At 55.4% G+C, this 23902-nt stretch carries 20 protein-coding genes; 5 read left to right on the forward strand and 15 right to left on the reverse strand.

From position 1 onward, the window contains the following. Positions 1 to 6: 6 nt before the first annotated feature. The gene (elyC, locus tag LG383_RS11415) at positions 7 to 786 is read left to right on the forward strand and encodes an envelope biogenesis factor ElyC (RefSeq protein WP_225759150.1); all 780 of its coding nucleotides are present in this window, start codon (positions 7 to 9) and stop codon (positions 784 to 786) included. Here elyC and LG383_RS11420 read toward each other — a convergent pair. The 13 genes from LG383_RS11420 to LG383_RS11480 all read right to left on the reverse strand — a co-directional run bounded on the left by LG383_RS11420 (position 763) and on the right by LG383_RS11480 (position 15618). Further along, positions 763 to 1656: a YcbJ family phosphotransferase gene (locus LG383_RS11420; protein WP_225759151.1), complete on the reverse strand. Its 894-nt coding sequence runs from the start codon at positions 1654 to 1656 to the stop codon at positions 763 to 765. The genes elyC and LG383_RS11420 overlap by 24 nt on opposite strands. 130 nt (positions 1657 to 1786) lie before the next feature. Next, positions 1787 to 2533, reverse strand: a complete 747-nt coding sequence (gene kdsB, locus LG383_RS11425; RefSeq protein ID WP_225759152.1) for a 3-deoxy-manno-octulosonate cytidylyltransferase — start codon at positions 2531 to 2533, stop codon at positions 1787 to 1789. Next, entirely contained in the window at positions 2530 to 2712 is a 183-nt protein-coding gene (ycaR, locus tag LG383_RS11430; protein ID WP_106992589.1) for a protein YcaR, read from the reverse strand. The genes kdsB and ycaR overlap by 4 nt, the downstream gene beginning before the upstream one ends. A 45-nt stretch (positions 2713 to 2757) precedes the next feature. Further along, positions 2758 to 3987, reverse strand: a complete 1230-nt coding sequence (locus LG383_RS11435; RefSeq protein WP_225759153.1) for a winged helix-turn-helix domain-containing protein — start codon at positions 3985 to 3987, stop codon at positions 2758 to 2760. An 11-nt stretch (positions 3988 to 3998) separates the two neighbouring features. Further along, complete coding sequence (lpxK, locus tag LG383_RS11440; protein WP_225759154.1) at positions 3999 to 4997, reverse strand: tetraacyldisaccharide 4'-kinase; 999 nt, start codon at positions 4995 to 4997, stop codon at positions 3999 to 4001. Then, complete coding sequence (gene msbA, locus LG383_RS11445; protein WP_225759155.1) at positions 4994 to 6742, reverse strand: lipid A ABC transporter ATP-binding protein/permease MsbA; 1749 nt, start codon at positions 6740 to 6742, stop codon at positions 4994 to 4996. The genes lpxK and msbA overlap by 4 nt, the downstream gene beginning before the upstream one ends. A gap of 36 nt (positions 6743 to 6778) precedes the next feature. Further along, a complete protein-coding gene (locus LG383_RS11450) occupies positions 6779 to 9043 on the reverse strand; it encodes a ComEC family protein (protein ID WP_225759156.1) in 2265 nt (754 codons plus the stop codon). 215 nt (positions 9044 to 9258) lie between these two features. Next, complete coding sequence (gene ihfB, locus LG383_RS11455; RefSeq protein WP_032617358.1) at positions 9259 to 9546, reverse strand: integration host factor subunit beta; 288 nt, start codon at positions 9544 to 9546, stop codon at positions 9259 to 9261. A 120-nt stretch (positions 9547 to 9666) separates the two neighbouring features. Then, positions 9667 to 11340, reverse strand: coding sequence for a 30S ribosomal protein S1 (gene rpsA / locus LG383_RS11460; RefSeq protein ID WP_004860074.1), 1674 nt, complete (start codon positions 11338 to 11340; stop codon positions 9667 to 9669). Positions 11341 to 11451: 111 nt separating this feature from the next. Further along, positions 11452 to 12135: a (d)CMP kinase gene (gene cmk / locus LG383_RS11465; protein WP_032617356.1), complete on the reverse strand. Its 684-nt coding sequence runs from the start codon at positions 12133 to 12135 to the stop codon at positions 11452 to 11454. Between the two features lie 187 nt (positions 12136 to 12322). Further along, a complete protein-coding gene (gene aroA / locus LG383_RS11470) occupies positions 12323 to 13606 on the reverse strand; it encodes a 3-phosphoshikimate 1-carboxyvinyltransferase (protein ID WP_225759157.1) in 1284 nt (427 codons plus the stop codon). A 68-nt stretch (positions 13607 to 13674) separates the two neighbouring features. Continuing rightward, positions 13675 to 14763, reverse strand: coding sequence for a 3-phosphoserine/phosphohydroxythreonine transaminase (gene serC / locus LG383_RS11475; protein WP_106992583.1), 1089 nt, complete (start codon positions 14761 to 14763; stop codon positions 13675 to 13677). 162 nt (positions 14764 to 14925) lie between these two features. Continuing rightward, positions 14926 to 15618, reverse strand: a complete 693-nt coding sequence (locus tag LG383_RS11480) for a DUF421 domain-containing protein (RefSeq protein WP_106992582.1) — start codon at positions 15616 to 15618, stop codon at positions 14926 to 14928. A 139-nt stretch (positions 15619 to 15757) separates the two neighbouring features. On the opposite strand from LG383_RS11480, the gene ycaO reads away from it, so the two are divergent. From ycaO to pflA, 4 genes are all read left to right on the forward strand, one after another. Continuing rightward, on the forward strand, positions 15758 to 17518 hold the full coding sequence (gene ycaO / locus LG383_RS11485; RefSeq protein WP_106992581.1) for a 30S ribosomal protein S12 methylthiotransferase accessory factor YcaO: 1761 nt from the start codon (positions 15758 to 15760) through the stop codon (positions 17516 to 17518). Positions 17519 to 17923: 405 nt separating this feature from the next. Next, complete coding sequence (gene focA, locus LG383_RS11490; protein ID WP_142488914.1) at positions 17924 to 18781, forward strand: formate transporter FocA; 858 nt, start codon at positions 17924 to 17926, stop codon at positions 18779 to 18781. Between the two features lie 51 nt (positions 18782 to 18832). After that, positions 18833 to 21115: a formate C-acetyltransferase gene (gene pflB / locus LG383_RS11495; protein WP_225759158.1), complete on the forward strand. Its 2283-nt coding sequence runs from the start codon at positions 18833 to 18835 to the stop codon at positions 21113 to 21115. A 203-nt stretch (positions 21116 to 21318) separates the two neighbouring features. Beyond that, positions 21319 to 22059 (forward strand): pyruvate formate lyase 1-activating protein, encoded by a 741-nt coding sequence (gene pflA / locus LG383_RS11500; protein WP_225759159.1) that lies wholly within the window; start codon positions 21319 to 21321, stop codon positions 22057 to 22059. Positions 22060 to 22093: 34 nt separating this feature from the next. Here pflA and LG383_RS11505 read toward each other — a convergent pair whose 3' ends face one another. Together LG383_RS11505 and LG383_RS11510 are read right to left on the reverse strand one after the other, a co-directional pair. Continuing rightward, positions 22094 to 22600, reverse strand: coding sequence for an anti-virulence regulator CigR family protein (locus LG383_RS11505; protein WP_225759160.1), 507 nt, complete (start codon positions 22598 to 22600; stop codon positions 22094 to 22096). Between the two features lie 124 nt (positions 22601 to 22724). Beyond that, positions 22725 to 23873, reverse strand: a complete 1149-nt coding sequence (locus tag LG383_RS11510) for an MFS transporter (protein ID WP_225759161.1) — start codon at positions 23871 to 23873, stop codon at positions 22725 to 22727. Positions 23874 to 23902: the final 29 nt, after the last annotated feature.

A 23902-nucleotide genomic window follows, 5' to 3' on the forward strand; every position in this document is an offset into this window, starting at 1 on the left:
GAAAGGATGCTTTTTACCCTAAAAAAATATATTGGCGGCATGATGCTTCCCCTCCCTCTTATTCTGCTGTGTATTGCGCTGGGCCTGGGGTTGCTGTGGTTCAGCCGCTTTCAGAGAACCGGTAAAATTATTACCACGGCAGGCTGGCTGGTGCTCCTGCTGCTGAGCCTGCAGCCGGTGGCGGACGGGTTGTTACGTCCGGTGGAAAATAAGTACCCGACCTGGCAAGGAAATCAAAAAGTTGAGTACATCGTGGTACTCGGCGGGGGTTACACCTGGGATCCGGACTGGGCGCCCAGCTCTAATCTGATTAACAACAGCCTGCCGCGACTCAATGAAGGGATGCGCCTGTGGCTGGCGAATCCCGGCTCGAAGATGATCTTCACCGGGGCGGCAGCGCAAAACAACCCGGTGAGTACCGCTGAAGCCGGGGCGCGCGTAGCGCAGTCGCTGGGGGTACCGCGCGAGGAGATCATCACCCTCGACAACCCGAAAGATACCGAAGAAGAAGCCGCAGCGGTGAAGCAGGCGATCGGCGATGCCCCGTTCCTGCTGGTGACCTCCGCCTCGCATCTGCCGCGGGCGATGATCTTTTTTGAACAGCAGGGATTACATCCCCTGCCCGCCCCGGCTAACCAGCTGGCAATTAGCGCGCCGCTCAACCTCTGGGAACGGATTATTCCGTCCCCGGTCTGGCTGATGCACAGCGATCGCGTGGGTTATGAGGCGCTCGGACGCGTCTGGCAGTGGCTTAAAGCCCCGTCAGGCGAGCCAGGGGAGCAGTGATTTCGACGCCAGGTCGAAGTTGGCGCGGTTAAAGCGCCCGGTATTGACCAGCTGCGCCACTTCGTCCCACAGCAGATACAGCCAGCGCCGCCAGAGGAATGACTCTGAGACCGGCGCGCGCTGCAGATAGTGCCAGAGCAGATCTTCTGCCTGCCCGCCCTCACTCAGCCGAAACAGTTCAAACTCCCGCGGGGCCCACAGCATCACCCCCGGCCCGACCATCGCCAGCAGCTGATCGCTGCGCGGATCCTTAAGCATACTGCGCAGGGTAAAGTTGCCGTGGATCAGCACGCTGTTGTCGTTGAAGCCTTTAAACAGGTCGGGCAGGCATTCCCGGGTCCGAAACAGGATCCGTTTGTCCTGCATGGTCAGGCCGGTGTTGCAGTACTGGTTTAGCGTTCCCCACAGGACCTCAACCCGCTGGCGATACCAGAGCGGCCAGAGGTTCTCCTGGGTGCTGTCCACCGCCCCGACCAGCCCCCCGCTGTCCATCCGGTGCCAGGCCAGCAGCGCCTCGACAATCTGATCCTTAAGCTGTTCCCAGCGTTCTGGGGTGCGGGCCGGCGCTTCAACCGGCACGCCGCGCAGGCGTTCGAGCAGCAACACGTCAGGCCCCGGATGTTCTTCGTGGGTCATCACGCCATAGACGGTCGGCATTCTGACCGTACCGCTGCGGGCCAGCATGGAGATTTTCCACGCCAGCTGTCGGGCAACATCCGGTGAAGAGAAGCTTAGCGCCAGTAACGGCATGGGGTTTCCCTGACTGTCATACAACGACCACAGCGTGGTATCCGCCTTTTCATGCACGCATTCCACACGGCTCAGTTTTTCACCCAGCAGATGGCTGAGTTCGGCACGTAGCTGTTCCATTTCAGATTACCCCCATTAAGACTACTGCTTTTATAATGAGCGTCTGACGGGCGGATGTCACTCTTATGAGGCGATTCTGAGAAGAAATAGCAAAGATAAAACATCCCCTCAGGCGAGGGGATGGCGGGGATTAACGCATCTCAGCGCGAACGCGGGCGAGATCCTCTGGCGTATCAACGCCTGTACCCGGAACTTCCTGCGCCACGGCAACATGGATCTTCTCGCCGTACCACAGCACGCGCAGCTGCTCGAGCATTTCGATGTTTTCCAGCGGGCTCGGCTGCCAGGTTACGTAACGGCGAATAAAGCCGGCGCGATAGCCATAAATGCCCAGATGACGCAGGATGTTGTCGCCAATTACTTCCCGGGACTCAGCAAAACGGTCGCGATCCCAGGGGATAGTCGCGCGGGAGAAATAGAGCGCGTAGCCTTCGGCGTCCAGTACCACTTTCACAGCGTTCGGGTTGAACGCCTCTTCGGCACTGTGCACCGGCACGGCCAGCGTTGCCATACCCACCTGACGCTGGGCGAGGTTTTCTGCCACCTGGCGAATAATGACCGCCGGGATCATTGGCTCATCGCCCTGCACGTTAACAATCACCGTGTCGTCGCTGAAACCGCATTTTTCCACCACTTCCGCCAGACGTTCGGTACCGGACTGGTGATCGGCGCGAGTCATGCACACTTCGCCGCCCGCCGCTTCAACCGCACGCGCCACCTCTTCGTGATCGGTGGCGACAATAATGCGGTCTGCGCCGGACTCACGCGCGCGTTCCAGCACGTGGACAATCATCGGCTTACCGTTGATGTCGACCAGCGGTTTGCCCGGCAGGCGCGTGGAGGCGAAACGCGCCGGGATAATGACAACAAAACTCATGGTTTGCTCTCTTCTGCCGCCAGCGAACGGGCTTCGGTCTCCAGCAGGACGGGAATGCCGTCGCGCAGGGGGAAGGCAAGGTTGTCCAGTTTGCAGATTAACTCTTGCTTATCCTGGCTGTAGTAAAGTTTGCCGTTGCACACCGGGCAGGCAATAATTTCCAGTAAACGGTGATCCATAGTTCCTCCGTATCAATGATCGGTAAAGCTTACCATATTCCTTTTTCAGACCGCGTCTATTTCCCAGCCACGTCGACAGGCAGCAAAAAGTCCGTCAGGAAGATGGCCCAGTGCGATCCGTGTTGCCCCCTGCCAGCCTGCAAAGTCGCTGATTGCGGCAGTGAGCCCCTTTTCCAGCCCGGCACTGACCCGGATGCCCTCTTCCAGATAGAGAGCGATAATCTGCAGCTCGCCAGTTTTGCGGTGCATTTTGGCATCCATCCGCCCCACCAGTTGCCCTTTGTGCAGCAGTGGCAGGACGAAATAGCCGTACTGACGTTTCGGGGCCGGGGTGTAGCACTCCAGCCGGTAGCTGAAGTTAAACAGCTGCTCCGCACGCTTGCGATCCCAGACGACAGGATCAAACGGCGACAGGACGGCGCTGTGGGTGGCGGTGAGCTTGCCTTCCTCTGCAAGGGGGAGCAGCGGCAGTAGATCGGCATGCAGCCACATCTCTCCCAGCGTCTCAACCTCAACGCGCACCACCTGCTGCTGCGCCTGCCAGCGCTCAAGCAGCGGAGCCAGCACCGGCTGACGCAGGCGATAATAATCGGCCAACCACCGGACGTGGAAAATGCCTAAGCTGCGGGCGCTGTTTTCCAGCATTACGGCTTCGGCCGCCGCCTGGGTCAGCATATCCCGGCTGTCATCCCACTCCGGCATCACCCGGTGCGTGAGATCGTAGACGCGCTGGAAGTTTCGCCTTTCAACCACCATCACCTTTCCGGCGGTAAACAACCCCTCAAGATGACGTTTATGCGGCTTCCACTCCCACCATCCGCTGGTTCCTTTGCGGGGATGTTCGAAATCGGCGGAACGTACCGGGCCCTTCTCCTGAATAAGGGCGATCAGCTGCTCAATCTCCTCCGCGTGCTCCTGCATCCAGGCCTGACGGTATTTCCAGCCCATTTTGTCGGGAGAGAGCATCCGGTGACGCACCAGCGCAAAATCGCTGCGCGGCAGAAAGCACGCCTCGTGCGCCCAGTACTCCATCAGCTCGCCCTGACGCAGGGCGTTATCAAGCCATTCGGGCTGATAGTGACCGAGACGGCTGAACAGCACCAGATACGGGCTGCGGGCAACGATATTGATGGTGTCGATTTGCAGGAGCGACATGCGCTGGATGGTAGTAAGAATATCGGCGGGCTGCGCGCGGCGGCGGGGCTTTTTCAAAAGCCCCTGCGCGGCGAGATGAAGATGACGTGCGGCTGAAAGCGTAAGTTGCGGTAAAGCCATGCCATCTCCTGTTAATGAGTGCGCGGTGAAACCTCTTCTGCCAGGGCAACCAGCGCCTGCAGGAGTTGTTCGGGCTGTTCGCCCTGCAGTTCAGCGTCAACCGGCAAATACCACCAGTTATCGCGGGCAAACGCCCGGCATTTCACCGCGTCTTTTTCGGTCATGATCAGCGTCTGACCGGGAGCGGTAAAACCTGCAACCTGTGCCAGGCTTAGCGCCTGGTGGTCGGCCAGCGGCACCCTGGTGAGGAGCCGGGCACCGGAGGCTTCGAGGGTCGCGAAAAAGCGTGGAGGATGACCGATTCCGGCCATGGCCACCAGATCAGGGAGTTCAGCGACGTCACGCCGTTCGCCGGTCAGCAGATTTACTGCCTGGCTGGGGCGCAGCTGCATCGGGATCTCTCCCGTCTGAGCCGTACCACCGTTGACGATGACCGCATCCACAGAACGCAGACGAGAAGCGCGCTCGCGCATCGGCCCGGCGGGTAACCACCAGCCGTTACCAAAGCGGCGCACGCCGTCAATCACCACGATCTCTTTATCCCGGGCCAGGGCGTAGTGCTGCAGCCCGTCGTCGGTAATCACCATCTGCACATCAGCATGGGCTAGCAGGGCCTGAACCGCCTCACTACGTACCGGCGAGACTGCCACCGGCGCACCGGTGCGCTGAAAGATCAGCACCGGTTCATCACCCGCTTCCGCGGTGGTGGTTTGCGCGGTCAGCAGCAGCGGATAGCGCTCCGCCTTGCCGCCGTATCCCCGGGAGACGACCCCCACGCGGATCCCGCGTTGGGTCAGCTGTTCCACCAGCCAGATCACCACCGGCGTTTTACCGTTGCCGCCAGCGGTAAGGTTCCCCACCACCACCACCGGTACGGGTGCACGCCAGGCCCGTTTGAGCCCCACTTTATAGCTGAGGCGGATCAGGCCGCTGACCAGGCCATACAGCCAGGAGAGCGGCAACAGCAGCAGCCAGAGCGGAGACTCACCGGACCAGATGCGGGCAATCATGCGCCAAACTGCATCTTATGAAGTTGCGCATACACGCCCTGATGCGCCAGCAGGTCGGTATGGCTACCGCGTTCGACGATGCAACCATCTTCCACCACCACGATTTCATCGGCTTTTTCGATGGTCGACAGGCGGTGCGCGATCACCAGCGAGGTACGGTTCTTCTGCAGCTCATCCAGCGCAGACTGGATAGCACGTTCAGACTCGGTATCCAGCGCCGAAGTGGCTTCATCAAGGATCAGGATCGGGCTGTCACGCAGCAGCGCGCGGGCAATGGCGATACGCTGACGCTGACCGCCGGAGAGCAGCACGCCATTTTCACCGATAATGGTATCCAGGCCGTTATCCATCTTATTGATGAAGTCCATGGCGTAGGCCATCCGCGCCGCCGCTTCAATCTGCTCACGGCTGTACTCTTCGTTACGGGCATATGCAATGTTATTGGCGACAGTGTCGTTAAACAGATGCACATTCTGGGAAACCAGGGCGACCTGGTTACGCAGCGACCGCAGGGTATACTCACGCAGATCGTGGCCATCGATCAGGATTTCGCCTTCATCGATATCGTAGAAGCGGGTGATCAGGCTGGCGATGGTCGATTTACCGGAACCAGAGCGGCCTACCAGCGCCACGGTCTTGCCTGCCGGGATTTTCAGATTGATGTTACGCAGAGCAGGCGTATCGCGACCCGGATAGGTGAAGGTCACGTTGCGGAACTCCACATCGCCGGTTGAGCGCTCGATGACGCGCTTACCTTCGTCTTTTTCCTGTTCGGAATCGAGAATAGCGAACAGCGTCTGACAGGCTGCCATCCCGCGCTGGAACTGGGCGTTAACGTTGGTTAACGATTTCAGCGGGCGCATCAGGGCAATCATCGACGAGAAGACCACGGTAATGGTACCGGCGGTTAAGGTTTCCATCACACTCGGGAAGCTGGCGGCATACAGTACAAACGCCAGCGCCAGAGAGGCAATAAGCTGAATGATCGGATCGGAAATGGAAGAGGCGGAAACCATCTTCATCCCCTGCAGACGCATCTTATTGCTGACCTTATCGAAGCGCTTAGTTTCCACTTCCTGGCCGCCAAAAATCAGCACCTCTTTATGCCCTTTCAGCATCTGCTCGGCGCTGGTGGTCACCTGCCCCATCGTGTTCTGCATGTTCTTACTGATGCTGCGGAAACGTTTGGAGACGACGCGGATAGCGATCGACACAATTGGTGCCAGCACGATCAGGATCAGCGACAGCTGCCAGCTGTACCAGAACATCAGGATGAACAGGCCAATAATCGAGGCCCCTTCACGCACCACGGTAATCAGTGCGCTGGAGGAGGAGGAGGCTACCTGCTCGGAGTCGTAGGTAATACGCGACAGCAAGGTGCCCGTCGACTGCTTGTCGAAGAACGCCACCGGCATGCCCATCATGTGACTGAACAGGCGACGGCGCATGGTCATTACCACTTTGCCGGATACCCACGAGAGGCAGTAGCTGGAGATATAGCTGGTGATGCCGCGTAAAATCATCAGGCCGATAACCACCAGTGGCATCCAGAGCAACACTGAGCGATCCGTTTTACCAAAACCGTCGTCCAGTAACGGTTTGAGGAGCGATAACATGAAGGTATCGCTGGCTGCGTTGAGGATTAACGCTACGCCCGCCACGATAAGGCCCGTTCTGAAGGGTGCAATCACCGGCCAGAGTCGGCGGAAGGTCTGCCACGTGGAGAGATCTTTGTCGTTATGCATTCAAAAAACCAGCATTTGTTGAAATAGCCGCATATTCTACCCGTTATCTCCGGGCGCGCCAAACCACTGATGATACCAACGGGGGAAAATTTGATCCCGTAAGCGTTGGATTTGCCAGCCATGTTGCGAAAACGACACAGTGATTTGTCCAGATCGGGGCGTGGTTAACCAGAGATACCCCTCCTTTCTGTAACGGCGAGCCACCTTGTTCGAGGGCAGTCGCCACGCGTTATAGCGGGATGCAGACACCAGGGCGATGCGCCCACCCACGCGCTGCACCAGAGGGAGTGACGAAGAGGTATTACTGCCATGGTGCGGCACCTGGATAAGTGTAGACGCAAGATATTGCCAGTGATGACTGAGCATCGCTTTTTCTCCCTGCGCCTCAATATCCCCGGTTAACAACAGGCTATGGGTGCCGTCCTCAATTTTTACCACGCAGGAGCCGTTGTTGCCGCGCTGCGGTGTGGTGGCAAGAGGCCAGTGCGCGCTGAAGGTCAACCCCTGCCACTGCCAGCGCTCACCGCGAAAACAGGCTCTATGTCCCTCCTGGCGCAATGGGCTGCGTATCCACATCTTCGGCCACGCCTGACGTAGCGACGCCAGCCCGCCAATATGGTCCAGATGATCATGGCTGACAATCACCCCCTCCGGGCGTAAGTTGTGCCAGCGAAGCCAGGGAATAATTAGCTGTTGGGCGCTGTCCCCGCCCGGCCATGCAGGCCCGGTGTCATATAAAATCGCTTTCCCCTGCCGCTCAATTACCACTGCCAGCCCCTGCCCGACATCCAGCATATGCACCGCCCACCCTTCCGTTTTGTTGGCCCTCCATAACGGACTGGCTGCCAGCATCAGTGCCGACACACAGACCACCGGGTAAGTTCGTGCGCCGCGCATCCGCCAGGCGATAATGACGACCCAGGGCAGCAGGGTCAGCCACAGCCAGCGCTTATCGACCGGGATCCAACCGTCAGGCAGCGTGGTCAGGAAGCCAAACAGCATTGACAGTGAGCCATCCGCCAGTGTCCAGACGCCGTTTTCCGCCAGCGGCCATATCCCGAGATGCAGCCACATCCCCAGCAGAATGAGCGGCACCGAGATAAAGGTCACCAGCGGTACTGCCACCAGGTTCGCAACCAGTGATGACAGGCTAAACCCGTGAAAGACCATCACCTGCACCGGCAGCAACAGCAAAAGCATGCCGAGCTGGAGATGCAGCAGATTAACCACCGCCTGGATCGCCCATGGCCCGGATAAACGGGGCCTGGGCACCCACTGATACCAGAAAATCAGCACCGCCACCGCAAAGGCCGACAGCAAAAGACTATGGGATAACACCGCCAACGGGTCGACCAACAGAATAGCGGCGATGCAAACCCGCCATATCTGCCATGGCGACCAGAGACGGCCGCTCAACTGTAGCGCCAGATACGCACCCAGCGAAACGACGGTGCGCAGCGCGGGTGGCTGCAATCCGGTGAGCCAGGCGTAAAAAGCGGCAAAACAGAATCCCGCCACCAGCGGAGCATGCCAGCCTACCCAGCGCGCCGGAACGAAAAATTGTATGCCACGTACCAGCAGCCAGATAACCGACGCCGCCAGCGCAATATGCAATCCTGAAATTGCCATCAGATGCGCGGTGCCCGTTTCCCGCATCAGATTTTTGATGTCGGACGTCACCGCCAGACGCTCCCCCATGCCGAGGCCCAGCAGAACCGGCCCCCAGGTATAAGACGAGAGCGTATTCGTTAGCGTGGCAAGATACCGGGCGCGTAAGCTGCAGCGGGCATCCATTACCTCTGCATGGGTAAAACGCCCGGTCAGCGGCTGGTGCTGTGCCAGAGCATAGCGCTGGGCATCGAATCCCCCGTCGTTGAGCTGACCGTGCACGGGCCGCAGCGTCAGGGTCATCTTCCAGCGTTGCCCGGCACAGCCCGGCTGCGGTAGCGTATTGCCATACAGCGCGACGCCTGGTGCGGGCAGCATCGCCCTGCCGTTAAGCCGGATGATACGGGCCTGATACCGCGTGTCGCTTCCGGTCGCCAGGATCTCCACTTCAGCTTTCTGCGGCCCGCTGGTCAGATGCTGCATAGGCCAGACTGCGCTCAGCGCGGCCAGCCCACCCCAGGCAAAAAAGAGCAGCCAGAAGTCCAGATAGCGCGCAATCTGATGGCGAATTAAGGCCAGCAGGATGCCGGCAACGATCGTGGCCTGGATAACCGGTAGCGCCGGCAGCACGGGCAACCAGAGCAGCGGTAAGATGGCCAGGATTAGACATGTCGCGAGCGTTGACAGACACATTTACACCTCCCTGTATCAGAGCAGTGTGCGCCGGGTCGTTAATCATGTCAGGTATGGAAGTGTGAGGTTGCAGCCAGGGCTGGCGAGAAATGATCGGTTTGCAGCAACCGGCCGAAAAACGTGCGGTGCCGGTTCAGGATCGGGGAATAAAGAAACAAAAAAAGCACCCGCAGGTGCTTTTCTTTTGATGACTCAGTTTCGCCCGCAGGCCAGACTCAGTCGCCGTAAATATTGGCGCGATCGCGCAGTTCTTTACCCGGCTTAAAGTGCGGAACGTATTTACCTTCCAGCTCTACTTTGTCGCCAGTCTTCGGGTTACGCCCGGTGCGTGGAGCACGATAGTGCAGAGAAAAACTACCGAAACCGCGGATTTCAATGCGCTCGCCCTGTGCAAGAGTGGTCGCCATATGCTCCAGCATCTCTTTTACGGCATCTTCCACTGCTTTCGCAGGAATGTGCGATTGCTGGCTGGCAAGTCTTTCAATCAATTCTGACTTGGTCATGATTCCTCCGGTTCCTTCAAACCCATTAGCTAATCAGCTTAAACAAGGGCGGCCGTAGCCGCCCTTTGTTATTGATTACAGGACGAATCCTGCAATCTGTCAAGTTACTCTACGAGTAACTTATTCGCCTTTAGCTGCTTTGAAAGCTTCAGCCATTGCGTTGTTAGAGAAGTTTGCATCTTCCTGTTTGTTAACAGTTGCGATTGCATCTTTCTCATCAGCTTCGTCTTTAGCACGAACAGACAGGCTGATTGCACGGTTTTTGCGGTCAACGCCGGTGAATTTAGCTTCAACGTCGTCGCCTACGCTCAGAACCAGAGTTGCATCTTCAACGCGGTCACGTGAAGCTTCAGAAGCGCGCAGATAGCCTTCAACGCCGTCAGCCAGTTCTACGGTTGCGCCTTTCGCGTCAACTGCAGTCACTTTACCGTTTACGATTGCGCCTTTCTTGTTCAGTGCAACCCAGTTGTTGAACGGATCTTCTGCGAGCTGTTTAACGCCCAGAGAGATACGCTCACGCTCTGCGTCAACCTGCAGAACAACTGCTGCGATTTCGTCGCCTTTTTTGTATTCACGTACTGCTTCTTCGCCTGCAACGTTCCAGGAGATGTCAGACAGGTGAACCAGGCCGTCGATGCCGCCGTCCAGGCCGATGAAGATACCGAAGTCAGTGATAGACTTGATTTTACCTTCAACACGGTCGCCCTTGTTGTGGGTTTCCGCGAACTGCTGCCATGGGTTGTTTTTGCACTGCTTCAGGCCCAGGGAGATACGACGACGTTCTTCGTCGATATCCAGAACCATAACTTCCACTACATCACCAACGTTAACAACTTTGGATGGGTGGATGTTTTTGTTGGTCCAGTCCATTTCGGAAACGTGCACCAGGCCTTCAACGCCTTCTTCGATTTCAACGAAGCAGCCGTAGTCGGTCAGGTTGGTAACGCGACCAGTCAGTTTAGTACCTTCTGGGTAACGTTTAGCGATAGCAACCCATGGATCTTCGCCCAGCTGTTTCAGGCCGAGGGATACACGAGTACGCTCGCGGTCGAACTTCAGCACTTTAACAGTGATTTCGTCGCCCACGTTCACGATTTCGCTTGGGTGCTTAACGCGTTTCCACGCCATGTCGGTGATGTGCAGCAGGCCATCAACGCCGCCCAGGTCAACGAATGCGCCGTAGTCAGTGAGGTTCTTAACGATACCTTTGACTTCCATGCCTTCCTGCAGGTTTTCCAGCAGCTGATCGCGTTCTGCGCTGTTTTCGGATTCGATAACGGCACGACGGGAAACAACAACGTTGTTACGCTTCTGGTCAAGCTTGATTACTTTGAACTCAAGCTCTTTGCCTTCCAGGTGCAGGGTGTCACGAACTGGACGAACGTCTACCAGTGAACCTGGCAGGAACGCACGAATACCATTCAGCTCAACAGTGAAGCCACCTTTAACTTTGCCGTTGATAACACCGACTACAGTTTCAGCTTCTTCGTAAGCTTTTTCCAGCGTGATCCAAGCTTCGTGACGTTTAGCTTTCTCACGGGACAGCAGGGTTTCACCGAAGCCGTCTTCTACTGCATCCAGAGCAACGTCAACTTCGTCACCAACCTGGATTTCCAGCTCGCCCTGGGCGTTTTTGAACTGCTCTGCCGGAATGGCGGACTCAGATTTCAGACCGGCGTCAACCAGTACGATATCTTTGTCGATAGCAACAACAACACCACGAACGATGGAACCCGGACGGGTTTCGATTGTTTTTAAGGATTCTTCAAATAGTTGAGCAAAAGATTCAGTCATGTTTAATCTTCAGGTTAATATTAACGTCCACCTGGCTCCATGCCGGATGGGGTTGTTTCACATACCCGCCGTCAATCCATTGCAGCGGGGGTACTGCTAAATCTGTCGCGATTACGCGATTGCCAGTTTTTGGCGCGCATATTGTAGCGCTTTTTCAATCACTTGCTCAATAGTTAAACTGGTAGAATCCAGAACTAATGCATCATCTGCGGGAACAAGCGGCGCAACGGCGCGATTACGGTCGCGGTCGTCGCGTTCTTTTATCTCGGACAAAAGACGTTCAAAGTTAACACTAAAGCCCTTTTCCTGCAACTGTAGCATGCGGCGCTGCGCGCGCTCTTCCGAGGACGCGTCGAGGAAAATTTTGACCGGCGCATCCGGGAAAACCACGGTGCCCATGTCGCGTCCGTCGGCGATCAGGCCCGGTGCATCGCGGAAGGCGCGCTGGCGGCGTAAAAGCGCCTCGCGAACGCGCGGGAAAGCAGCAACCTGGGAGGCGGCATTCGCCACGTCCTGGGTGCGGATCTCACCGCTGACGTCTTCCCCTTCCAGAATCACTTCCAGGTTGCCGTTAGTAGAGACAAAACGCACGTCCAGATGAGCGGCCAGCGGCACCAGCGCCTCTTCAGAAGCCACATCAACATGGTGATGCAGAGCAGCCAGCGCCAGCACACGATAGATTGCGCCCGAATCTAAAAGATGCCATTGCAATGCTTCCGCCATTGCTTTGCACAGAGTACCTTTCCCTGCACCACTCGGCCCGTCAATGGTGATAACCGGGGCAATTGCCGTCATCTTTTTCTCCTTAAAGTAGGCATACCGTTGTGTAAACGCCGCGCATTATACGCATCAACGTGCACAACTGTTACCTTTGCGTGCAAATTACGGAATGATTGAAGCTGAGTGTAGAAGAATTGGACGATGACAGCGTCATGAAGTGTAAGTAATTAAGTGCCGCACCGGGCGGTGCGGCAGAGGATCGTCAGGCAAGCGTACTGATACGCGCCAGCTGGTCGAAATAGTCCGGGAAGGTTTTCGCGGTGCATTTCGGATCGAGAATGGTGACAGGGGTATCCGACAGCGCCACCAGCGAGAAGCACATCGCCATCCGGTGGTCGTTGTAGGTGCCAATTTCCGCCGCCTGCAGCTGGGCCGGTGGCGTCACGCGGATGTAGTCCTCGCCCTCTTCCACTTCGGCACCCACTTTGCGCAGTTCAGTGGCCATCGCGAACAGGCGATCGGTCTCTTTAACGCGCCAGTTATAGATGTTACGCATCGTGGTGGTGCCTTTGGCAAACAGTGCCGCCGTGGCAATGGTCATCGCCGCATCCGGGATATGGTTCATGTCCATATCGATGGCGTTCAGTTCACCGCGGGTACAGGAGATGAAGTCATCGCCCCAGGTGACCACCGCGCCCATCTTCTCCAGCACATCGGCAAAGCGAATGTCGCCCTGCACGCTGTTGCGGCCGATACCGGTCACTTTGACAGTGCCGCCTTTAATGGCGCCTGCGGCCAGGAAGTAGGAGGCCGATGAGGCATCGCCTTCTACCAGGTAGTTACCTGGTGTCTGGTACTGCTGCCCACCGCGCACCACGAAACGCTGGTAGCTGTGGTTTTCAACTTCTACGCCAAAGGTCTTCATCAGATGCAGAGTGATATCGATGTAAGGTTTGGAAACCAGCTCACCTTTGATGGTGATAGTGGTGTCCTGCGGCGCCAGCGGTGCGGTCATCAGCAGCGCGGTCAGGAACTGGCTGGAGACGCTACCGTCCACCGCCACTTCGCCACCGGTAAAGCCACCGCGCAGACGCAGCGGCGGATAGTTTTCCTGTTCCAGATACTCAATCTGCGCGCCGCCCTGACGCAGCGCATCCACCAGGTGGCCAATCGGGCGCTCTTTCATGCGCGGCTCGCCGGTCAGTACGATGTCGTTGCTGCCCAGGCACAGGGCCGCCGCCAGCGGACGCATTGCCGTACCGGCATTACCGAGGAACAGCTCCAGCGCCTCAGCGGAGTGCAGGGCCCCGGCATTGCCGGTCACTTCGCAGCGGGTGCGATCGGCGGACAGGGTATAGTGGACTTCCAACGCTTTCAGCGCATTGAGCATATGGCGAACGTCATCGCTGTCCAGCAGGTTAGTGAGAACAGTGGTGCCGTTGGCCAGCGCTGCCAGCAGCAAGGCGCGGTTCGAGACACTTTTTGAACCAGGCAGATTAATGGTGCCATCTACCCGCGCGATAGGTTGTAACGTCAGGGATTCCATGAAACTTAACTCTCAATTCAACATAATAAAAACCCCGCAGCCTGGCCGCGGGGTAAACAGGGGCGCAATTAACCGTGGCGACGTTCGAAGTCAGTCATGAAGTCGGTCAGGGCCTGAACGCCTTCGAACGGCATGGCGTTATAAATAGATGCACGCATTCCGCCCACCACACGGTGGCCTTTCAGCGCGTGCAGACCTGCGGCGAAGGACTCTTCCAGGAACAGTTTATCGAGATTGCTGTCGGCCAGCTGGAACGGGATGTTCATGCGGGAGCGGTTAGCTTTGGCGACGTCATTGCGGTAGAAGTCGCTGCCGTCGATCACGCTGTACAGCAGCTCAGATTTCTGCTGGTTGATCTTGTTCATCTGCGCCACGCCGCCGTTATTTCGCAGCCATTTAAAGACCAGGCCAGAGAGGTACCAGGCAAAGGTCGGCGGGGTGTTGAACATGGAGTCGTTATCGTTCAGCACGGTGTAATCGAGAATCGACGGGCAGGATTTGTGGGCTTTACCCAGCAGATCTTCACGCACGATCACCAGGGTCAGACCGGCCGGGCCGATGTTTTTCTGCGCGCCGGCGTAGATCACGCCATAGCGGCTGACATCCAGCGGGGCAGAGAGAATGGTAGAGGAGAAGTCCGCCGTCACCACTACGTTCTCGCCAAAGTTGGGCTCTTCATGGATGGCGATGCCGTCGATGGTTTCATTCGGGCAGTAGTGCAGGTAGGCTGCATCCCGGGAGAGCTGCCATTCGCTCATTGGCTTCACCGCGCGTAAACCGTCGACGGTGACTTTGGCATCGATCACATTCGGAGAGCAATATTTGTGCGCTTCTTTTACTGCGCTGGCCGCCCAGTAACCGGCATCAACGTAGTCCGCGGTGGTTTTGTCACCCAGCAGGTTCAACGGAATGCCCGCGAACTGACCGCGTCCGCCGCCGTGGCAGAATAATACTTTGTAATTTGAGGGGATATTTAGCAGGAAGCGAAAATCTGCTTCTGCCTCTTCTGCCACCTGAATAAACTCTTTACCACGGTGGCTGACTTCCATCACCGAGGTGCCAAGACCGTTCCAGTCGCACAGCTCCTGTTGAGCCTGTTTGAGTACATCCGCCGGTAACATTGCCGGACCTGAACTAAAATTAAAGACCTGAGCCATTTCCCCTCACCACGCTAAAAGCCATAAGTTATAACTGTGGATATCGGTTTTATCATTCAGTGACACGCGCCGCAATGTCTAAAACTTATGACCCAGGAAATGTGCCCGCCGTCACACAATACATTCTGCCAGCGGGTTGTCACAAAACCGACAAAATGGCTGTCAGGTGATGCGTTTGGCCCGGCTAACCTTCGTCCATTCCGGATTCGTGCAGCGTGGACATAATTGATGCGCCCCGGCCTGTAGCATCTCAACATGGCCGCAACGTCGACAGGCATAGTCGCCGACTTCGGGTATTGTCATAAAACGTTCCACAAATTCATCCGGCAATATGCACAGCCCGGGCTTAACCTGGTCATCGTCGTAAAAATAGACGCTTATCTGCCCGTTGGTCTCCATAATGGCCAGCTTCACCTGTCCAAGCTGCTCGACGCTGCTCACCCGCAGTTCCATAAAGAACTCAAACTCGGTCATGTTGGCGCGCTTAACTTTTTCCCAGGCCAGCTTGCCCTCTTCGACAATGGCGACCGGTTTACCCTCAAGCAGATCTTCCAGCTTTTCACTTTTCGACATCAGCCACATCACCAGCCGATAGAGCAACGCCAGGGTGACAAAAACGATAAAGACGGGGATCATCGGTACGTCGTCATAAAAGGCCACGTCACCCGCCGCCGACCCCAGCGTCAGAATGATTAACACTTCGAAGAGCGACATCTGACGCACGCCGCGCCGCCCTGTAAGTTTGAGGAACAGGAAAACCAGTACAAAGGTATAGAGACTTCGCAGCGCGACCTCACCTAAAAACTCAACGGGTACTTTATCAAAGGCCATTCGGTGAAGATCGAATGCTTTCATTTTTTATATTCCTTTACAGTAGGTTACTGAATATAAGCATAGCCCAGCCTTTTATTTTCGCCGAAACCGCTGGGGAGATAGCGCCTGCCATGTAAAACCCGTATCATTGCGCGCTTTCCGTACGATATAAGTGATCGCCATGACTCAAACGTTTATCCCCGGCAAAGACGCCGCCCTAGAAGATTCCATCGCTCGCTTCCAGCAAAAACTGACCGACCTGGGCTTTAATATCGAAGAAGCCTCCTGGCTTAACCCGGTCCCTCACGTCTGGTCTGTGCATATTCGCGATAAAGAGTGCGCGCTGTGCTTTACCAACGGCAAAGGTGCCACCAAAAAAGCGGCACTGGCCTCTGCGCTGGGTGAGTATTTTGAGCGTCTGTCCACCAACTATTTCTTTGCCGATTTCTGGCTGGGCGACACCGTGGCGAATGGCCCGTTTGTTCACTATCCAAATGAAAAATGGTTCCCGCTGACGGAAGACGACGAACTGCCGGAAGGGATCCTCGACGATCGCCTGCGCGCGTTTTACGATCTGGACAATCAGCTGACCGCCAGCATGCTGATCGACCTGCAGTCAGGTAATGAAGATCGCGGTATCTGCGCCCTGCCGTTTACCCGTCAGTCTGATGAGCAAACCGTCTATATTCCGATGAATATCATCGGCAATCTGTATGTCTCCAACGGCATGTCCGCCGGTAACACCCGCAACGAAGCGCGTGTTCAGGGCCTGTCCGAGGTGTTTGAGCGTCATATTAAGAACCGCATTATCGCGGAATCCATCAGCCTGCCGGAGATCCCGGCTGACGTGCTGGCCCGCTACCCGGGCGTGGTGGAGTCTATCGCCAAACTGGAAGCCGAAGGTTTCCCAATCTTTGCCTATGACGGCTCCCTGGGCGGTAAGTACCCGGTGATCTGCGTGGTACTGTTCAACCCGGCGAACGGCACCTGCTTCGCCTCCTTCGGCGCGCACCCGGACTTTGGCGTAGCGCTGGAGCGTACCGTCACCGAGCTGCTGCAGGGTCGTAGCCTGAAAGATCTCGACGTGTTCACCCCGCCGACCTTCGATGACGAAGAAGTGGCTGAGCACGCCAACCTGGAGACGCACTTCATCGACTCCAGCGGCTCTATCTCCTGGGATATGTTCAAGCAGGACGCGGATTATCCGTTTGTTGACTGGAGCTTCGCCGGCACCACGGAAGAAGAGTTTGCCACCCTGATGGCGATCTTCACTGCCGAAGGCCAGGAAGTGTACATCGCGGATTACGAGCACCTCAGCGTCTATGCATGCCGTATTCTGGTCCCGGGCATGTCCGATATCTATCCGGTGGAAGATCTGTGGCTGGCGAATAACAGCATGGGTGCGCACCTGCGCGAAACCCTGCTGGCCCTGCCGGAGAGCGCATGGGAGAAAGAGGATTACCTGAACCTCATCACCCAGCTGGACGACGAAGGCCACGACGACTTTACCCGCGTGCGCGAGCTGCTGGGCCTGGCGACGGGCAAAGACAACGGCTGGTACACTCTGCGTATCGGTGAGCTGAAGGCGATGCTGGCACTGGCGGGCGGCGACCTGGAGCAGGCGCTGATCTGGACCGAGTGGACTATCGAGTTCAATGCCTCAGTATTCAGCGCAGAGCGTGCGAACTACTACCGTTGCCTGCAGACGCTGCTGTTGCTGTCCCAGGAAGAGGATCGTCAGCCGCTGCAATATCTGAACGCCTTCACCCGCATGTACGGTGCCGAAGCGGTAGAGAACGCCAGCGCGGCCCTGAGCGGCGAAGCGCCATTCCACGGCCTGCAGGCGGTGGATAGCGATCTGAAAGCCTTCCCTGCTCACCAGTCGTTGCTGAAGGCCTATGAGAAACTGCAGAAGGCCAAAAGCGCTTTTTGGGCTAAATAACGTTACATAACATTACAGATAGTAGGCGTATACATTCGCCTACGTTATATTACGGGGCAATTTTATTGCCCCGTTTTTTATTTCTACGGCGATAAAATTTAATTGTAATAATAAAGTTAAATATTGGTAGCTATAATAATGGCGACCTGACGGTTATTGTTACTTTTTATATGAAATACTCCATTATAATTAACTGTCCGGGAGAGCGTCGGAAGAAAAAAATCAAATCATTTTGTAAGATTTAAAATTTATTTTTATACGGATAATCAAATACTTACTCCGCATTTGCCGAAAAACCACGCACTTTGCGGGCCTATAAGCCAGGCGAGATATGATCTACATCAATTTCTCTTCTATAATGCTTTGTTAGTATCTCGTCGCCGACTTAATAAAGAGAGAGTTAGTGTGAAAGCTGACAACCCTTTTGATCTTTTACTCCCAGCTGCCATGGCGAAAGTTGCCGAAGAAGCGGGTGTCTATAAAGCAACGAAACAACCGATGACGACGTTCTTCCTGGCCATCACTGCCGGGGTGTTCATCTCCATTGCCTTTGTTTTCTATATCACCGCCACCACCGGTACTGCCGGGATGCCTTTCGGTATCGCCAAGCTTATCGGCGGCATCTGTTTCTCACTGGGTTTGATCCTGTGCGTTATCTGCGGCGCTGACCTCTTTACCTCTACGGTGCTTATCGTCGTCGCGAAAGCCAGCGGTAAGATTACCTGGGGCCAACTGGCAAAAAACTGGCTCAACGTTTACGTTGGAAACCTGATTGGCTGCCTGCTGTTTGTCCTGCTGATGTGGTTGTCGGGTGAATATATGACCGCTAACGGCGCGTGGGGGCTTAATGTCCTGCAGACCGCCGACCACAAAGTACATCACACATTTATTGAAGCCGTTGCGCTTGGCATTCTCGCCAACCTGATGGTCTGCCTGGCCGTCTGGATGAGCTACTCCGGACGCAGCCTGATGGACAAAGCCATGATCATGGTTCTGCCTGTCGCCATGTTCGTTGCCAGCGGCTTTGAACACAGTATTGCAAACATGTTTATGATCCCTCTGGGTATTGTAATCCGTGATTTTGCCAGCCCGGAGTTCTGGACCGCAGTAGGTTCCAGCCCGGAAAGTTTCTCTCACCTGACCGTTATGAACTTCATTACTGATAACCTGATCCCAGTCACAATCGGGAACATTATTGGCGGTGGTCTGCTGGTTGGGTTGACATACTGGGTCATTTACCTGCGTGGCGATAACCATCATTAATGGTTTTCTCAGGCAGTAAATAAAAAATCCACTTAAGAAGGTAGGTGTTACATGTCCGAACTTAATGAAAAGTTAGCCACAGCATGGGAAGGTTTTGCCAAAGGTGATTGGCAGAATGAAGTCAACGTTCGTGACTTCATCCAGAAAAACTACACTCCATATGAAGGTGACGAATCCTTCCTGGCCGGTGCTACCGACGCTACCACTGCCCTGTGGGACAGCGTTATGGAAGGCGTTAAGCAGGAAAACCGCACTCACGCGCCTGTTGATTTCGACACCTCCATCGCGTCTACCATTACTTCTCACGACGCGGGTTATATCAACAAATCCCTCGAGAAGATCGTTGGTCTGCAAACTGAAGCGCCACTGAAACGTGCGATTATCCCGTTCGGTGGTATCAAAATGGTTGAAGGTTCCTGCAAAGCGTACGATCGCGAGCTGGACCCGATGCTGAAGAAAATCTTCACCGAATACCGCAAAACCCACAACCAGGGCGTGTTTGACGTTTACACCAAAGACATCCTGAACTGCCGTAAATCAGGCGTCCTGACCGGTCTGCCAGATGCATATGGCCGTGGCCGTATCATCGGTGACTACCGTCGCGTTGCGCTGTACGGTATCGACTTCCTGATGAAAGACAAATACGCCCAGTTCGTGTCCCTGCAGTCTGACATGGAAAACGGCGTAAACCTGGAAGCGACTATCCGTCTGCGTGAAGAGATCTCCGAACAGCACCGTGCGCTGGGTCAGATCAAAGAGATGGCAGCTAAATACGGCTACGACATCTCCGGTCCTGCGACCAACGCTCAGGAAGCTATCCAGTGGACCTACTTCGGTTACCTGGCAGCGGTTAAATCTCAGAACGGCGCAGCAATGTCCTTCGGTCGTGTATCCACCTTCCTGGATGCCTACATCGAACGTGACCTGAAAGCAGGCAAAATCAACGAGCTAGAAGCACAGGAAATGATTGACCACCTGGTCATGAAACTGCGTATGGTTCGCTTCCTGCGTACCCCTGAGTATGATGAACTGTTCTCTGGTGACCCAATCTGGGCAACTGAATCTATCGCCGGTATGGGCGTAGATGGCCGTACCCTGGTGACCAAAAGCAGCTTCCGTTTCCTGAACACCCTGTACACCATGGGGCCGTCTCCGGAGCCGAACATCACTATTCTGTGGTCTGAAAAACTGCCACTGAACTTCAAAAAATTTGCCGCTAAAGTATCCATCGACACCTCTTCTCTTCAGTATGAGAACGATGACCTGATGCGTCCTGACTTCAACAACGACGACTACGCGATCGCTTGCTGCGTAAGCCCAATGGTTGTTGGTAAGCAAATGCAGTTCTTCGGTGCTCGCGCTAACCTCGCGAAAACCATGCTGTATGCTATCAACGGCGGCGTTGATGAAAAACTAAAAATCCAGGTTGGTCCTAAATCTGAACCAATCAAAGGCGATCTGCTGAACTTCGACGAAGTGATGGAACGTATGGATCACTTCATGGACTGGCTGGCTAAACAGTACGTTACCGCACTGAACGTCATCCACTACATGCACGACAAGTACAGCTACGAAGCCTCTCTGATGGCGCTGCACGACCGTGACGTTGTTCGCACCATGGCATGTGGTATCGCAGGTCTGTCCGTTGCTGCTGACTCCCTGTCCGCTATCAAATATGCGAAAGTTAAACCAATTCGTGACGAAGACGGCCTGGCTGTAGACTTCGAAATCGACGGTGAATACCCGCAGTTTGGTAACAACGACGCTCGCGTTGATGACATGGCGGTTGACCTGGTAGAACGTTTCATGAAGAAAATTCAGAAACTGACCACCTACCGTAACGCTATCCCGACTCAGTCTGTTCTGACCATCACCTCTAACGTGGTTTATGGTAAGAAAACCGGTAACACCCCAGACGGTCGTCGTGCTGGCGCGCCATTCGGACCAGGTGCTAACCCAATGCACGGCCGTGACCAGAAAGGTGCTGTTGCCTCTCTGACCTCCGTTGCTAAACTGCCGTTTGCTTACGCGAAAGATGGTATCTCTTACACCTTCTCTATCGTGCCAAATGCGCTGGGTAAAGACGACGAAGTGCGTAAAACCAACCTCGCGGGTCTGATGGATGGTTACTTCCACCACGAAGCGTCCATCGAAGGTGGTCAGCACCTGAACGTGAACGTCATGAACCGTGAAATGCTGCTCGATGCGATGGAACATCCTGAGAAATATCCTCAGCTGACCATCCGTGTTTCTGGCTACGCAGTACGTTTCAACTCGCTGACTAAAGAACAGCAGAAAGACGTTATTACCCGTACTTTCACTCAGTCCATGTAAGTGGATTTGACTGAAATGACGCCGTAAAACGCGTACAATAAAGGCTCCACGCAAGTGGGGCCTTTTTAACACCTCCCGTACCGCAGTCTCTTTTGCCCGCTATCTATAATGAATGGATAACAGCCAAAACAGACTCGACACAGCCGATTGAGTTGTGCGTATACACAGGCCCCGGACGGGCCGAATCTGGAGATATCACCGCAATGTCAACTATTGGTCGCATTCACTCCTTTGAGTCCTGTGGCACCGTCGATGGCCCGGGCATCCGCTTTATTACTTTCTTCCAGGGCTGCCTGATGCGCTGCCTGTACTGCCATAACCGCGACACCTGGGATACCCACGGTGGCAAAGAAGTCACAGTTGATGAATTAATGAAAGAGGTGGTGACCTATCGCCACTTTATGAATGCCTCTGGCGGCGGCGTGACTGCTTCCGGCGGGGAAGCGATCCTGCAGGCAGAGTTTGTTCGCGACTGGTTCCGCGCCTGTCATAAAGAGAGTATTCATACCTGCCTGGATACCAACGGCTTTGTCCGTCGCTACGATCCGGTGATTGATGAGCTGCTGGACGTCACCGACCTGGTGATGCTGGATCTTAAGCAGATGAACGACGAAATTCACCAGAATCTGGTCGGCGTCTCTAACCATCGCACCCTGGAGTTCGCGAAATACATTTCTGGCAAAGGGATTAAAACCTGGATCCGTTATGTGGTGGTACCGGGTTGGTCAGATGATGACGATTCTGCACACCGCCTGGGTGAGTTCACGCGTGATATGGGCAACGTTGAAAAAATTGAATTACTGCCGTATCACGAGCTGGGCAAACATAAATGGGTGGCGATGGGCGAAGAGTATAAACTCGATGGCGTTAAGCCGCCGAAGAAAGAGACCATGGAACGCGTCAAAGGCATTCTCGAGCAGTACGGTCACAAAGTCATGTATTAATAAAACGCCCGGTAAAAGCCGGGCGTTTTGTTGTCTAGTTAAAGACGCCATTAATAATGGTGGTCACAATTGCAGTACTCAGCGCAATTAAGACCAGATCTTTTCCGACCACCCGCCATTCATAGCCCGGATAAGAAGGTAATTGACCTAACATCGATGCCGGAACGGTCTTTTTCGCGATACCCGGAGGCAGCGGTTTACCACGTGCCAGGTTTTTCGCAATGCCCGGCGGCAGCGAATCATACCCCGTTAAGCCGTAATTCAACGCCAGGTGCCGGGCATGGTCGTAACTGACGCGTGCATCGACATCGTCTTTAACGCTCTTATTTGATTTGCCGGAATTCTGGTGACCATTATTTTGTTTATGGTCCTGGTTACCAGCATTCCCTTTACCGGAATTGCCATTACCATGATTGCCGCTATTACCTTGCCCGTGGCCATTTCCATTTCCGTTACCCGGATTAGCCATAGCAGGTGCAGTTGCAAAGGTTAAAGATAATACTACTGCCAGCGCTGTAGGGGTAAAACGACGAGTAGACATGATCGCTGCCTTTTTAGTGATAAAACACATCCGAATTATCACCCGGCGCGATACACAAACAATGCGTAAAACTCTTAGATGTGACAGAGACAAAAAAGCCTGTCATCGACAGGCTTTTATTTAATCAGGCATGCGCCACCGGCGTTGGATGTTCGCCCACTTTACGCAGAAGCATTAACAGATAAATAAATGACACGCTGGCAATCATGATAAACAGCAGATTGTCGGAAAAGTTCTGCATCAGCATCGAGGTAAAAGTCGGCCCCAGCAAGCTGCCGATGGTATAGCTCAGCAACAGCGCCTGGTTCATCGCCACCAGCTGATGGTGCTCGACTTTCTCACAGGCCCAGGCCATCGCCACCGGATAGAGGGTAAAGCCCGCCGCACCCAGAATAAACAGCGCCGGCGCCATCGCGGCATTGCTCAGCATCGCGAGACAGCCCATGATCACTACAAAGACCTGAACGCGCAGCACCAGCAGGCGTCCAAAGCGGTCGGCAAGACGGCCAACCGGCCACTGCCCGACAATCCCGGCGCTGACCATCACCGCCATCCAGAAACCGATCCCGGAATCACTGACTCCCTGATGGTTCAGATAGAGCGGCATCAGGCCATACAGCGAGCCCAGCACAATCCCGGAAATAATGCAGCCGTTCACCCCCAGACGCGCCTGACGCAGTCTGAGCATCGGCCAGATGTGGGTCGCCTCCTGATGCTCGCTGCTCTGGTTCACAATACGCGTAAAGAGCAGTGGCAGAATGGCAGCCAGCACCATGCCGGTCACCCACGGCAGGACGCTCATCAGGTCGGTTGGCAGTTTGCTGACCATCAGCTGGCCCAGCACGGTGCCGACGTAATAGACCATCATATAGGCCGCCAGCAGACGCCCCCGGTTGCGGGAAGTACCGCTGCACATCAGGGCGCTTTCAACCACCACCCAGATCATGGCGCAGCCAACGCCGGCGATAAAGCGCCAGACCATCCAGCTCCAGAAACCGACCATCAGCCCTAACCCGGCACAGCCGACGGCAAAAATAAGCGAGGCCAGATAATAGCTGCGATTAAAACCAAAACGTTTAATCAGGCTTCCCGTCATCAGGGTGCCCAGCAGATTACCGGTAAAAAAGGACGAGCTGACCATACCCACCTGCCAGGTAGGTAAGTTTTCATGGGCGAGCCACAGCGGAACGAGTGTATTTAACACCGCGATCGCGAGGGTCAGCAAAAGCAGGCCACAGAGCAACAGGAGCACTGGCCGTGTATAGGTCGACATGGATTAAAAACCGTGAGGAAGTTCAGATT

Source organism: Leclercia sp. Marseille-Q4284, from assembly GCF_916618945.1.
In the GTDB taxonomy this organism is placed as follows: Bacteria; Pseudomonadota; Gammaproteobacteria; order Enterobacterales; family Enterobacteriaceae; genus Enterobacter; species Enterobacter tamurae.